Source organism: Nitrosomonas aestuarii (genome assembly GCF_003046585.1).
Taxonomy (GTDB): Bacteria; Pseudomonadota; Gammaproteobacteria; order Burkholderiales; family Nitrosomonadaceae; genus Nitrosomonas; species Nitrosomonas aestuarii.
In genome coordinates this window covers 1-13,425 of record NZ_QAAE01000032.1, presented here as the reverse complement: position 1 = coordinate 13,425, position 13,425 = coordinate 1, and the positions used below count along the sequence as shown (strand labels likewise).

The 13,425-nt window shown below is 44.8% G+C and carries 13 protein-coding genes, 1 pseudogene and 1 riboswitch; of the genes and pseudogenes, 11 read left to right on the top strand and 3 right to left on the bottom strand.

The window, feature by feature from the left end; genetic code table 11:
- The 9 genes and pseudogenes from C8R11_RS16570 to C8R11_RS15300 all read left to right on the top strand — a co-directional run.
- Nucleotides 1-201 (top strand): annotated as a pseudogene (locus C8R11_RS16570) (hypothetical protein); the annotation flags it as partial.
- A gap of 51 nt (nt 202-252) precedes the next feature.
- Nucleotides 253-879 (top strand): hypothetical protein, encoded by a 627-nt coding sequence (locus C8R11_RS15335; RefSeq protein ID WP_244907727.1) that lies wholly within the window; start codon nt 253-255, stop codon nt 877-879.
- A 248-nt stretch (nt 880-1,127) separates the two neighbouring features.
- Nucleotides 1,128-2,360: a bifunctional alpha/beta hydrolase/OsmC family protein gene (locus C8R11_RS15330; RefSeq protein WP_107796459.1), complete on the top strand. Its 1,233-nt coding sequence runs from the start codon at nt 1,128-1,130 to the stop codon at nt 2,358-2,360.
- A gap of 6 nt (nt 2,361-2,366) precedes the next feature.
- The gene (locus C8R11_RS15325) at nt 2,367-2,762 is read left to right on the top strand and encodes an RNA-binding S4 domain-containing protein (protein WP_107796458.1); all 396 of its coding nucleotides are present in this window, start codon (nt 2,367-2,369) and stop codon (nt 2,760-2,762) included.
- 150 nt (nt 2,763-2,912) lie between these two features.
- Nucleotides 2,913-3,195: riboswitch (cobalamin riboswitch) on the top strand.
- Between the two features lie 120 nt (nt 3,196-3,315).
- The gene (btuB, locus tag C8R11_RS15320) at nt 3,316-5,199 is read left to right on the top strand and encodes a TonB-dependent vitamin B12 receptor (protein ID WP_107796457.1); all 1,884 of its coding nucleotides are present in this window, start codon (nt 3,316-3,318) and stop codon (nt 5,197-5,199) included.
- 21 nt (nt 5,200-5,220) lie between these two features.
- Nucleotides 5,221-5,829 (top strand): hypothetical protein, encoded by a 609-nt coding sequence (locus tag C8R11_RS15315; RefSeq protein ID WP_107796456.1) that lies wholly within the window; start codon nt 5,221-5,223, stop codon nt 5,827-5,829.
- Between the two features lie 3 nt (nt 5,830-5,832).
- The gene (gene cobO / locus C8R11_RS15310; RefSeq protein ID WP_107796455.1) at nt 5,833-6,447 is read left to right on the top strand and encodes a cob(I)yrinic acid a,c-diamide adenosyltransferase; all 615 of its coding nucleotides are present in this window, start codon (nt 5,833-5,835) and stop codon (nt 6,445-6,447) included.
- On the top strand, nt 6,444-7,748 hold the full coding sequence (locus tag C8R11_RS15305) for a cobyrinic acid a,c-diamide synthase CobB (protein ID WP_244907726.1): 1,305 nt from the start codon (nt 6,444-6,446) through the stop codon (nt 7,746-7,748). The genes cobO and C8R11_RS15305 overlap by 4 nt, the downstream gene beginning before the upstream one ends.
- A gap of 220 nt (nt 7,749-7,968) precedes the next feature.
- Nucleotides 7,969-9,450: a cobyric acid synthase gene (locus C8R11_RS15300; protein WP_107796454.1), complete on the top strand. Its 1,482-nt coding sequence runs from the start codon at nt 7,969-7,971 to the stop codon at nt 9,448-9,450.
- A 97-nt stretch (nt 9,451-9,547) separates the two neighbouring features.
- Here the strand turns inward: C8R11_RS15300 and C8R11_RS15295 are convergent, their stop codons facing one another.
- Nucleotides 9,548-10,213, bottom strand: a complete 666-nt coding sequence (locus tag C8R11_RS15295; protein ID WP_107796453.1) for a helix-turn-helix transcriptional regulator — start codon at nt 10,211-10,213, stop codon at nt 9,548-9,550.
- A 129-nt stretch (nt 10,214-10,342) separates the two neighbouring features.
- On the opposite strand from C8R11_RS15295, the gene C8R11_RS15290 reads away from it, so the two are divergent.
- A complete protein-coding gene (locus C8R11_RS15290) occupies nt 10,343-10,687 on the top strand; it encodes a hypothetical protein (RefSeq protein ID WP_107796452.1) in 345 nt (114 codons plus the stop codon).
- Nucleotides 10,688-10,699: 12 nt separating this feature from the next.
- A complete protein-coding gene (locus C8R11_RS15285; RefSeq protein ID WP_107796451.1) occupies nt 10,700-11,125 on the top strand; it encodes a DUF2231 domain-containing protein in 426 nt (141 codons plus the stop codon).
- 87 nt (nt 11,126-11,212) lie between these two features.
- Here the strand turns inward: C8R11_RS15285 and C8R11_RS15280 are convergent, their stop codons facing one another.
- Both C8R11_RS15280 and C8R11_RS15275 read right to left on the bottom strand, forming a co-directional pair.
- Nucleotides 11,213-12,517, bottom strand: a complete 1,305-nt coding sequence (locus tag C8R11_RS15280) for a c-type cytochrome (protein ID WP_244907725.1) — start codon at nt 12,515-12,517, stop codon at nt 11,213-11,215.
- Nucleotides 12,514-13,218, bottom strand: a complete 705-nt coding sequence (locus C8R11_RS15275; protein WP_107796462.1) for a c-type cytochrome — start codon at nt 13,216-13,218, stop codon at nt 12,514-12,516. Before C8R11_RS15275 ends, C8R11_RS15280 begins: the two co-directional genes overlap by 4 nt.
- Between the last annotated feature and the right edge of the window lie 207 nt (nt 13,219-13,425).

Below are 13,425 nucleotides of genomic sequence, written 5' to 3'. Positions count from 1 at the left end.
GTAATAACAGCCGATGGAATGCCTCCCTTAAAGTATCTATATCATTTGCGAGTTGAGATGATCAACTATGCGGATGTATTCAGGGCTACGATAGGTCCCGTGGTTGGATTGCTGTTAACTATGTTAATTGGATACAAGTTATTCAAATCCAAACGCTTTAAGAACTGGATGGCGACTCGAAAAAATAAGAAAACTTTGTAAACACAATTCTTAATAAAGATTTATAATAATATTTTTGCACAGGAACAGATGATGTCTATCAGTATGATAAAACAGTTTTTTGTATCGATAATTGTAGCAGCTGGAATCATTTTCTCCGGACAAGTACATGCCCATGGTGGGTTGGCGTTGGCGGATGATTTGTGTATTCTAACAGTAGGTCCTTATACCATACACTTTACAGGTTATCAGCCACTATCTCAGGAAGAAGAGTTTTGTGAAGATATTCCAGAAATAGGTAAAACAGTGGTAGCACTGGATTATATTAATGATGAGCTTCGTCCTTTTGAGACGGAAGTGCGTATTGTGCGCAGTGCGCCCGTCCTTAAGATCACTAACAGTACCACATCTCAGGATCTGGAAAAGGTATCGGACGAGGATTTAGAGAACATGACAATCTATCACCTGCCGCCTAAAGTATATCCAAATGCTTCAATTTTAATTGATCATACTTTCCAAGAGAAAGGTAAATTTGCTGGTGTAGTGACTGTATCAGGTGAAGGCCAGGAATATGTTTCAGTTTTTCCATTTTCAGTAGGTGAAGGTCTTCCTATAAACTGGCTTACGGATGTGTTGCCATATGTTGCATTAGTCGCTTTTGCTGCTTTCTTTTTTATGCGCAGCAGGAAGAAGCCCGAGCAAGAGAGCACTGCCGCATAGAAGCATCAATCAATCAATTAATTTGAATATTTAATATAGCAAGCAATTAATGGAAATATAAAAGATCCAGTATATTTTAATTAAACAAAAAAACACGGCATTATCTGTCGTGTTTTTTTGTTTTTAGCGGATAGAATTCTTTAAAAAATAGATCGCTGGTACTCTTATAAAGATTTTAAATCAGTAACGATAAGTATCACAATCAATTCAATGTAAAATAATCCTGATTTGTTATAAAAGGAACATGTATGTCAAGTACAAAAGTAACTTTCCAAAACAAACAAGGTGAGTCTTTAGCAGGATTGTTAGAACTGCCTGATAGTGCAGTAAAGTTTTATGCAATTTTTGCACACTGCTTTACATGCTCGAAGAATAGCTTGGCCGCCACATATATTTCACGCGCCCTGGCTAAAAAAGGTATTGCGGTTCTTCGGTTCGATTTTACCGGGCTGGGAAACAGTGCAGGTGATTTCTCTAACACTAATTTTTCGTCGAATATTCATGACCTCATCGCAGCAGATGCATACTTGAAAGAAAATTATGCCGCGCCCAGGTTATTAATTGGCCATAGTTTAGGCGGCGCCGCAGTCATAGCTGTCGCTCAGCACTTAAAGAACGCCAAAGCAATCGTGACAATAGGCGCACCTGCGACCGCCGCACATGTCAAAAATTTATTTGCCGGTGTGCAGGAAGAAATTCTGGAGAATCAGAAAGCCCGTGTTCAGTTAGGCGGACGTAATTTTACAATACAAAAGCAATTTGTCGAGGATCTGCAAAGCCATAACTCGCTGGATCATATAAAAAAAATCGATAAAGCCCTGTTGATTTTTCACTCGCCACTGGATCAAGTCGTATCAATTGACGAAGCAGCCCGCATCTATACGGCCGCCCGGCATCCTAAAAGTTTTATTTCACTTGATCAGGCAGATCATCTTCTATCTCATGACGCAGACGCACATTATGTTGCATCAGTATTGTCGGTTTGGGCAAGCCGCTATCTGAATGAGCATGATATCGAGGACGATAATCCGGAGTCACTGACTCCGGCTGTAAAGGAAGGTACTGTATTAGTTAAGGAGCGAAATAACAAATTTACACGTGAAATTTTTACCGAGCATCACCAGCTTGTAAGTGACGAGCCTGAGAAAATGGGCGGTGCAGATTTGGGCCCTAATCCTTATGAGCTATTATTGGCTGCTTTAGGGAGTTGTACTTCTATGACGCTGCGCATGTATGCCAATCATAAAAAAATGAACCTGCAGAATATTGAAGTTGAATTAAGCCACAGTCGAGTACATGTGGAAGACTGTGCGTCTTGTGATGAACAGGAGGCACTCGTTGATAAAATCATCCGGGTCATTAAACTGACAGGGCAACTCGATGATGCACAACGAAAAAGGCTGCTCGAAATTGCAAACAAGTGTCCGGTTCATAAAACACTGGAAAATCAGATTGTCATTGAAACCAAACCATTTGAATGAAATTAAATGCGCGATACAGACACTTCCGAAAAATTTCGCATCGATAAATGGTTGTTTGCCGCCAGGTTTTTCAAGACACGCTCACTGGCAGCGGAAGCCATCGAACGTGGTCGTGTGCATCTGAATGGCAGCCGTGTAAAACCGGCGAAAACACTGGTAACAGGAGACCGCATAATTATTCGTATTGGCAATTATCAATATGATATTGAAGTGCTTGCGCTAAGTAACAGGCGCGCCTCTGCTTCGATTGCGCAACAGCTTTATCGTGAAACAGAAGAAAGCCGCCAACAGCGTGAAATCATTGCTGAACGAGTGAAAGCGCAGCCCAACCCTTTTTATACCAGAGGGCGGCCGACAAAACGCGACCGCCGGGAGATTATGCGGTTGAAGAATAGCGACTAAAAAACAGAACTCCTTTTTTATTTATCATTGTATCGATAGTCGGCGCTTAGATTGTGAGCTGCATTTGAGCATTTTGTTTAATGAAATGCTCATTTTAAAAAAGTTACTATCCACCATCAAAGCTTGACACCCACCTGCCATTTCTGTAGTCTCCGCAACCTTACCTCGGGTGCCTTTTTCTTTCGAAAGGTTAAATGGGAAGCCGGTGCGTTTTTATACAAGCTGATTATTCACTTTAAGTGTATGACAACAAAGCAAAGCCGGCACTGCCCCCGCAACGGTAAATGAGTCAAAGAAGTGATTGCTGAATCAGCATTTCTTTGAAGATTTGCATCACGCCACTGTGTCAATACATCACACAACACGGGAAGGCGCAAGTCTGGAATTAACCCCACTCATGAGTCCGGAGACCGGCCTGAAGTAAATATTACGGTATTGCGGAGGGCAATAGACGGCATTTAAGTTTGCTGCATTTGGCAGATCCATTGTCTTACTGTATTCCTCTGCAACGTTTTTAACGGACAACGCGCGGGCGGCGCGGAGGAATAAGATCATGCAAATAAGCCGTGTATCGGCAATCGCTGCGCTATGGTTAAGCGGAACAACAGCAGTTACAGCTTTGGCTGAAGCTGCTAACCGGCCAGATGCGCAGAATCACGAAGACCCTATTATCGTTACAGCAACACGTACGGCGCAGACAGCCGATGCTGCACTGGCATCGGTGACGGTCATTTCACGAGAAGATATTGAACGCCGGCAAGCACGCTCGGTGCAGGACCTGTTGCGCGGAACGCATGGTATTGATGTTTCGAATAATGGAGGCCCCGGGAAAAGTACATTTATGCGGATGCGTGGTACGGAATCTGACCATATTCTGGTGCTCATCGACGGTATTAAAGTCGGGAATGCAACATCAGGCACCACGCCATTTGAAAATATTCCGATTGAGCAGATTGAACGTATCGAAATTGTGCGCGGTCCTCGTTCGAGTTTATATGGTTCCGAAGCAATCGGTGGAGTCATCCAGATTTTTACACGCAAGGGTGATGGCAGCGGTGGATTGAAACCCAGTTTTAGTTTTGGTGGCGGCAGTTATGGGTCGTTGAATGGTTCCGTAGGTTTGTCCGGTGGAGGAAAGCAGGGCTGGTTCAACCTGACGGCGAGTGGCAGAGGTACAGAAGGCTTTAATGCCTGCTCCGGGACGGCGAGTGCAGGGTGCTTTTCAGGCAGTCCAGATCCGGATCGGGACGGTTATCGCAATGTGGCAGGCTCCGCACGTGCCGGTTATCGTTTTAAGAATGGGTTGGAAATTGACGCGAATTTTATGCAATCTGAGGGCAAAACGGAATTTGATGCAAGCGATCCATTTCCTGGTTTCATTTCGCCTAATAAATCAGAGCTCGTGCAGCAGGTTTTTGGCGGTTCAGCAAAATATTCGCCAATGGAATTCTGGCGTTTCAATCTGATTGCCGGCCGCAGCCGGGATAATCTGGACAGCTTAAATGGACGAGTGCTGACATCAAGGTTCAATACCATGCGTGACACTATTTCACTATTGAATGATTTTACGCTTCACAAGCATCATCTGCTGACAGTCGGTATGGACTATCAGCATGATTTGGTAGAAAGCACGACAGCATTTACTGAAAATTCGCGTTCAAACTGGGGTGTTTTTGGTCAGTATCAAACAACTATCGCGAAACATGATGCACAGTTATCCATTCGCCATGATGATAACGAGCAATTTGGCAGTCGGGTTACCGGTGGCGCTGGATGGGGATATGCGATTACGAACAAAGTACGTTTGACGGCAAACTTTGGCAGTGCTTTTAAAGCCCCCACGTTTAATGAGCTTTACTTTCCAATTTCAGGCAATTCTAATCTGGACCCAGAAGATTCGCTCAGTTATGAATTTGGAACACGCGGTAAAATGGATTGGGGCAACTGGTCGTTAAATGTATATGAAACTCGTATTGATGATTTGATCGCATATAATATTGCAAGTAATAAGATTGAAAATATCAACAAGGCACGTATCAGGGGACTGGAAGCCACCGTGAGTACACAAATCAAAGGCTGGCAGTTCAACGGTAATCTGACTTTTCTGGATCCGACGAATCGCTCATCGGGGACAAGTAAAGGCAACATACTGCCGAGACGTGCAGAACAGTCGTTTCGTCTGGATGCAGATCGCCATTTTGGTAAGTACAGACTGGGTGCCATGTTTCTGGCGGAAGGTGAGCGATTTGACGATCTGGAAAATACACGTAAACTGGATAGCTATGTTAAATTCGATTTGCGCGCGGAATATGAACTAAGCAAACACTGGCGACTGCAGGGCCGCATCGAGAATCTGTTCAATGAACATTACGAGACAGCTGCTTTTTTCAATCAACCGGGACGCAATTTTTTTGCGACTTTGCGTTATCAACCCTAATAACTGATAAGGAATTAAAAAATGCCCAAATTATCGACTTTGTCTAATGTTCCAGCTTTGGCAGGACGTCATCAGATTGTTATTGCACTGATGCTGGTATCACTTATGATCATCACACGCGGCCATCATTTCAGTTCTCTGCATAATTTGCCGGGCGCTTCATGGGCCGTTTTTTTTCTGGCGGGTATCTATTTGAGAACTGTCTGGCCTTTGGTGGGTTTTCTTGCACTAAGCTGGTGGCTTGATTTTGCTGCATATACCTGGGGCGGCGCGAGTGGTTTTTGTCTGACGCCGGCGTATGTATTCCTGTTGCCGGCCTATGCTGCGCTATGGTTGGCGGGCCGCTGGTATGCAGGGCAGCATCAATTCGCATTAAATACCTTGTTGCCACTATCGCTGAGTATGGTGACGGGTTTAATATTATGTGAAATGTTCTCCAGTGGCGGCTTTTATTTTTTCTCCGGCCGATTTACGGATGCTACCTGGGTTGAATTTGCAGGACGTACGCTGAACTATTTTCCGATGTATATCGAGTCATTTTTATTTTATACCGGAGTGGCGATAGTGATGCATGCGGCCTTGGTCATGATCAATCAACAGCGCAACTTGCGCGGTACCACAACCGGATAGCAGATGACTGATTCAGCGCATACTGAAAAAGCCGCTCGACACCGCAGGCGCATGCAGCGCAAAAAAGAAGTGGTTGATGCTGCTATTGCACGCGCCGATCAGGAAAAAGGTTTGTTGTTGGTACTCACCGGCAACGGAAAAGGAAAATCAAGCTCTGCATTTGGCATGATAGCGCGCGCACTAGGGTATGGAATGCGCGTAGGTGTTGCACAATTTATCAAAGGCCGTTCGGATACGGGTGAAGAAGCTTTTTTTCGACGGCACGAGAATGTGGATTGGCATGTGTTAGGTGAAGGTTTTACCTGGGATACACAAAATCTCGAGCGCGATACCGAAACGGCCCGGCAGGGTTGGGCTATTGTTCAGAATATGCTGCGTGATCCAGGTATAGATCTGATCGTTCTTGATGAATTGACTTACCCGCTTACGTACCGGTGGCTGGATGTCGACAGGGTACTTGAGGATCTGAAAAATCGTCCATCGATGCAGCACGTTGTCATAACCGGGCGTGCTGCGCCAGATGCGCTTTGTGAAGTGGCCGATACAGTGACCGAAATGCGTGATGTCAAACATGCATTTCGGTCAGGTATACGAGCGCAAAAAGGCATCGATTTGTGAAGCAATGTCCTGCATTGTTGATTGCTGCACCGGCATCCGGTCAGGGTAAAACAACCGTTACAGCTGCACTTGCCAGATTTCATCGCAATCAGGGACTCAAAGTTCGTGTTTTCAAGGTGGGGCCTGATTTTCTGGACCCTATGATTCTGGAACAGGCATCGGGCCACCCAGTTTATCAACTGGATTTATGGATGAGTGGCCAGGCACATTGTCAGAAATTATTATATGAAGCTGCAATTGCAGCGGATCTTATTTTGATAGAAGGTGTTATGGGGCTCTTCGATGGCGAGCCATCGAGTGCGGATCTTGCCATCGCGTTTAATATTCCAATATCAATCGTGATTGATGCAACGGCAATGGCGCAAACTTTTGGTGCTGTCGTGCATGGTCTGACTACGTTTAATCCGTCGTGTAGGATTGTAAGTGTGCTGGCTAATCAAGTTGCCGGTCCAGTGCACGCAGAATTGATTCGAGAAAGCATGCCGTGTGATTTGCCGTGTTTTTCTGTGTTACCCAGGCAAACAAGCAGTCAACTGCCTAGTCGTCATTTGGGCCTGGTACAGGCAAATCAGATAAATGAACTGGAGCAATCACTCGAACAATTTGCTAAAGATCTATCCCGGACAGATATTTGTCAGCTGCCACCCTGTGTAACTTTTAAGATGCCTTCATCTGAATTTGATTTGAGTAAGTATGATTCGCAGACCACGGTCAAAAATTTACGCGTAGCGGTAGCGTCTGATCTGGCATTTAGCTTTATTTATCAGGCAAATCTGGACTTGTTACGGTCAATGGGCGCCAGACTGACTTTTTTTTCGCCGATAGCGGATGCAAAACTGCCGGAAGCGGATAGCTTATATCTACCAGGCGGCTATCCTGAATTACATTTGGACGAACTTGCAGCCAATCAATCAATGCACGAGTCGATACATGCCCATTATGAGGCTGATAAACCCATTGTTGCTGAATGTGGTGGCATGCTCTATCTGCTGTCATCATTGACGGATTGTCACGGAAAAACCCGTAATTTGCTCAATTTGTTTCCAGGCAGGGCAATCATGAAACCTCACCTGGTTAATTTAGGTATGCATTCGGCGGATTTTGCGCAAGGCGAGTTGCGGGGGCATACATTTCATTACTCGCAATTGGAAACAGCTATTCAGCCATTGGCACTGACACAACCTGTTGGAAAAGGATTGCGGCCTGAAGCAGTTTTTCGTTTAGGGAATATGACAACTTCATTTATGCATTGGTATATGCCCTCCAATCCAGTTGCCGCTGCAGCATTGTTTTCATCATAAAAGAAATTATGCAGTTAAGGGATCAGGTATGAAGCCAGCTATTGTGTTTCTATTATGCATTGTGACTTGATTCTTCACTTCATTTTACAATCTGAAATACTCAAGCATCATTTTGTTATTAATCAGTATTCAGCGAGGGGTTGATGCTTCCATGTTAGTTTATCTGTATTACAGACACACAGTCACGACTGGGTCATGCAATGGTAGGGATTAAAAAGTTATGAATACGCAGACATTGATGATTCAAGGCACAACATCTGATGCAGGTAAGAGCATGTTGGTGACTGCTTTATGCCGTTGGTTGTCACGCCGCGGTGTTCGTGTCGCGCCTTTCAAACCGCAAAACATGGCGCTCAATAGCGTAGTCAGTGTCAACGGCGGCGAAATTGGGCGTGCGCAGGCGGTTCAGGCTTTTGCTGCCGGTGTTGCGCCGCATACCGACATGAATCCTGTTTTGCTGAAACCCAATACGGATAAAAGCGCACAAGTTATTATTCATGGTCATGCGATTTCCAATATGAGTGCGCATGGTTTTCATAATTATAAAGCGATAGCGATGGGCGCTGTGCTTGAGTCCCACGCGCGATTAACTGCGCAGTATGACCAGGTTATCGTTGAAGGTGCCGGTTCCCCTGCGGAAATCAACCTGCGATCCAACGATATCGCCAATATGGGCTTTGCCGAGGCAGTCGACTGTCCGGTGATTCTAATAGCCGATATTGACCGCGGCGGCGTTTTTGCACATCTGGTCGGCACGTTGATGTTGCTTAGTGAGAGTGAACAGGCGCGTATCAAAGGCTTTGTAATTAACCGCTTTCGTGGCGATATTGCATTGTTAAAACCCGGTCTTGATTGGCTGGAAGAATATACTGGCAAACCGGTGTTGGGCGTGTTGCCTTACTTGCAGGGATTGCATCTTGAGGCTGAAGATGCCTTGCCGCATACATCTGACTTTATTGTGCCGACGGAGCATGCGTATCTAGATGTTATTGTACCGGCGTACCCGAGAATCAGTAATCATACCGATTTTGATCCATTACGCATACATCCGCAGGTTAATCTGCAATTTATCGGTCCAGGCGATACGATCCCGCCAGCTGATTTGATTATTTTGCCAGGTTCCAAGAGTGTGCGTGCCGATTTGGACTGGTTGCGCAAACAAGGGTGGGAACTGGCTATTCGACGGCATTTACGCTATGGGGGCAAGCTGATCGGTATCTGCGGTGGCTTCCAGATGCTGGGTAAACTGATTCATGATCCTGTGGGACTGGAGGGTAACGCCGGCAGTACACAGGGACTGGCTTTTTTTGATATGCAGACCACATTGCAACCGGACAAATTGCTACGCAATGTACAGGGTACGTTGGTTTGTAAAGGGGCATCAGTCACTGGGTATGAAATTCACTGTGGTGTTACCACTTTTCAGAAAAAATACAAGCCGGCAGTTTATTTTGCACAGGGTATAGATGGCGCGATGAGTGATGATGATTTGATTATGGGCAGTTATCTGCATGGCCTGTTTGAGTCTGCTGATGCGTGTGCTGCATTGCTGGCCTGGGCTGGTCTCGATGACAGCAGCCAGCCGCTCAATTACCATGCCGTCTGTAATGCTGCTATCAACCGGCTGGCTGACAGTGTTGACCAGTACCTGGACACAAATCGACTTTCTCAGTTGCTGAACTTGAGCAGTTTATCCGCATGACGAATGGCAGCATGTGCGAGTTTGGCTGGTTTGTGTTCCGGTAAGGACTGTCTGGCCGAACGGCTAACGATTCTGGTTTTTCGGGAATAATATCATTTTAAGATTGCTGAACAGAGAGATTCGGTGTTTTTGTCAGAATTCCAAAACAACAGTTTCTGCCGCCCTTGACAATGCATTTCTTATGCTCGATATTTGCGTCAAGTAATGAAGCTAAGAGGCTTAGATCGAGTGTGCAAACGCTGTGGCATTCTTCAGCAAGCTTTTGAAAGACGCAGTTGCTCGCAATAATTTCAGCATAAGTTTCAGTATTGAGTGCGGCATCTGCATCATACCCAAGTTCCTGTAATATTATGGTTACTTCGCGCACTTTACTGGTTTGTGTCTGATGCTTGTTAACTCTGTCTGAAAATTCCTGTGCAATTTGTTCACCGAGTTCTTGCAGGCAGGATTCTAATTCTTGTTCGCCTAAATTTTTCTTGAGCCAGGAAAGTAGCATCCTGGCCAGAAAAGAATAATGCCTCGGGAATAGTTCTAAGCCGGTAGGTGTCAAGGAGTAAACTTTGCTGGGTCTGCCGCCAGTGCTGTTTAATAACGTATTTTGAATAAAACCACTACCACTGAGATTTGATAAATGTTGATTAACAGCATTGCGGGAAATCTCGAGCATGCTTGCCAATTCATCCACCGTCAACCCGTTGCGATGATGTAATAATACTGTTAACAGTGATTGTTGACGTTTCCCTAAACTTGAAATTGCAGACATTTTTTAGTGTAATTTTATCGTTGATTAATTTGCTGAGAATTGTTAAAACTTTTGACATGTAAATATTGTAAAAGTCATAATAATTGCAGTATAGTATACATTTTTAATTCTTTTAAGGAGTAAAAGGAAATGCTGACTTATGCGATTGTTGTGTTTGCCATTGCGGCTGTGGGTGGTGTGTTTATGGCTACAAAAGTATTTTCTGGTCAATTGGCCCCTTGGTCGTTATCAATTGTGCATGCCCTGTTAGGCGCAACCGGTTTGATCATGTTAATCATGATGGTGCTGGAAGGGGGTGCTGCCGGAGCAATCACAGCAGCACTCGGTTTGCTTGTAGTCGCGGCATTGGGCGGTTTTTATCTTGCGTCATTCCATATGAAGAACGTTGTCGCGCCTAAGAATATCGTGATCATTCATGCCGGTGTTGCAGTAGTCGGTTTTCTTACACTGTTAAGTGTTTTTCTTGGAATATAACAGGAATTAATAATGAGACACCCCTTACATCCCATATTGGTTCATTTTCCAGTTGCTGCCTGGTTTTTCGCTACGATAGGTGACATTGCCAGTTTATTCATGGGTGAACAAGTTAGCTGGGTTGCCGGGGTGTTTCTTGTGATCGGTACAATTACCGCGATATTTGCCATGATAGCGGGATTAGTTGAACTGACAAAAATTGACCAACAAAGTATTGCAATGAAGACTGCCAATCAACATATGGTACTGGCAATGGTCAGTTGGTCTCTCTATACCATAAGCCTGTTTTTGCGCTTGGAGGGTACGACGCTTACGCAGCCCAGTAATTTAGCGATTCTTCTGTCAGTTATCGGACTTGCCGTTTTGTGTGTTGCAGGATGGAAAGGAGGACAGCTTGTTTTTGAACATGGAGTGGGTATTCAGAAACATGAGCAATAGTCATTTGTGAAGATTCAGATCTACACAAATCACGTCCAAACATATCATTAATGGTTTTCTGATTTTATAAAAAGCATTAAAACTGGTCTAATGGCGTGCGCTGCCTCTGATTCGGTCGACATTCGTTGCTGTTACCCAGCCACCATTGTTTCCCCATGAATTTCTGATATAAGATACGACCAGTGCAATTTCTTCATTGTTTAATATATGTTGAAAAGGTGGCATGCCGTAAGGCCGCGGGTTTCCTGCCGTTGTGGCTGGATAACCGCCTTCCAGTACCATGCGGATTGCATTCATGGGAGAAGCCATGACTACACTTCGATTACCTGTTAGAGGTGGATATATGCCTGGTGCACCTGCACCGGAAATGCCGTGGCATTCTTGACAGTATTGTGTATATAACTGTTCACCCTGTGTCAGAAATTTTTGTTTATTTTCCGGCATGAACTGAAATGCAGTTTCAGGTGCATGACTTGCACTGTTTTCTGCAATGGCCTTTAAATAAACAGCCATCGCGCGCATATCTTCTGCAGACAAATATTGAAGACTTTGCCGTATAATTGTCGCCATCGGACCTGAAGCTACTGCGCGATTTGATATGCCAGTAGCCAGAAACTGAGCAATTTCTTCTACTGTCCAATCATCGCTGCCTGCCTCAAGGGGCGAAGTCAGTGAAGGCGCGTACCAGTTTGTGCCCATTATTTGTCCACCTGTTAATGCATCGTTTTCACTTCCTCCCAGAAAACCACGGCTGGTGTGACAGGCATTACAATGGCCGAGACCTTGTACCAGATAGGCGCCTCGATTCCATTCTTCATTTTGGGATTGATCCGGAACATATACCCCTTCCTTGAAGTACAGTGCGCGCCAGATATACAGTAGTGGTCTGAAATTATAGGGAAAATGAATTTCATGGGTTGGGTTGTTTTGGGATACTCTCGGCAAAGATTGCAGATAGGCAAATATAGCATTGGCATCCCGCCGCGTTACTTTGGTATATTCGGTGTAAGGGAAAGCCGGGTAGAGCAATCGCCCATCACGTGATTTGCCCTGATGCAGCGCTTGCCAGAAATCTTCTTCAGACCAATCACCTATCCCCGTTTCGCTATCGGGCGTGATATTGGGTGTTACAAATATTCCGAATGACGTGGATAAACGGCGACCCCCTGCAAACGGTGGGCCGCCTTGGGCAGTATGGCATCCCTGGCAATTACCGGCGTGTGTAAGATAAGCGCCCAGTTTTAGTTGTTGTTCGACAGCAGAATAGCCGGACTTTTCCTGAAAGGAATCGTATGCCATCACTTCTGTTATAAGCATTCCCCACAAAGAACAGCCAAGCAATAAAGGGACAATTTTTCGAGTATTATTCAATATGCTGATGGAAAATTTCATTTTTTAGTATCTCCCACAACAATGCTGTTGCAGCGATGTGCCAGTTCGGGCGAAAGGGTGTCCGCCGGGTCGGGTTTCCCGGAAACCGATTGTGTCGCCAGCCATTTGGCAATTGCAATAGTTTCACTGTCGGTCAGTTTCTTGGCAATTTCTGACATGCAGTCGGATACTTGTCCGCGAATTAATCCACCATTACGCCAGCTGCCAAATTGAGCTGTAATATAAGTACGGGATAAACCCAGCAAACCTGGTATAAACGGTGCTGTACCCATTAAATCAATTCCATGGCACGCGCTGCAAGCCGGAATATTTCTATCTGCAAACCCGGAAAAAATAAGCTGTTCCGCTAATCTGATTTCATTAGATTCCATTTCGATCTGTTCGGATGGAGAGACTGGTAACTGCAGCGCCGAGAAATAATATGCTATCTCCATCAGGTAACTATCTGACATGTTTTCCAATAAAACAGCCATCGGCTGGTAATGGCGCCGACCGTCTCTGAAATTGCGTAATTGATTGAATAGATAACCTTTTGGCTTGCCGTTTATACTCGGGTAATAGGCATGCTGCTCGACTTTCTCTTCATCTCCATGACAAATGGTACATGCCTTTACACGCTCAGCCATTGTGTCCGGGACGATGTTTGCAGCAATTGCCGCTGGCGTCGTTAAAAGAAAACCAATAAAAATAAAATATATCATGTTATGTATTTCCATACTTTTCAGTATCATTTAACACGCAGTTGTTGTTGAAATAGAAAATTGCTCTCATACAAAATAAATAGTTTCTCTTCAGGGGATCGTTATTCAAACCATCAGAATCTAAAATTATATTGCACATAAAACAAATCCGAAGCAACACCGGGTCTTTGGGTTTTCAGGTAATCACCACTGAACAGTTTAGAGTAA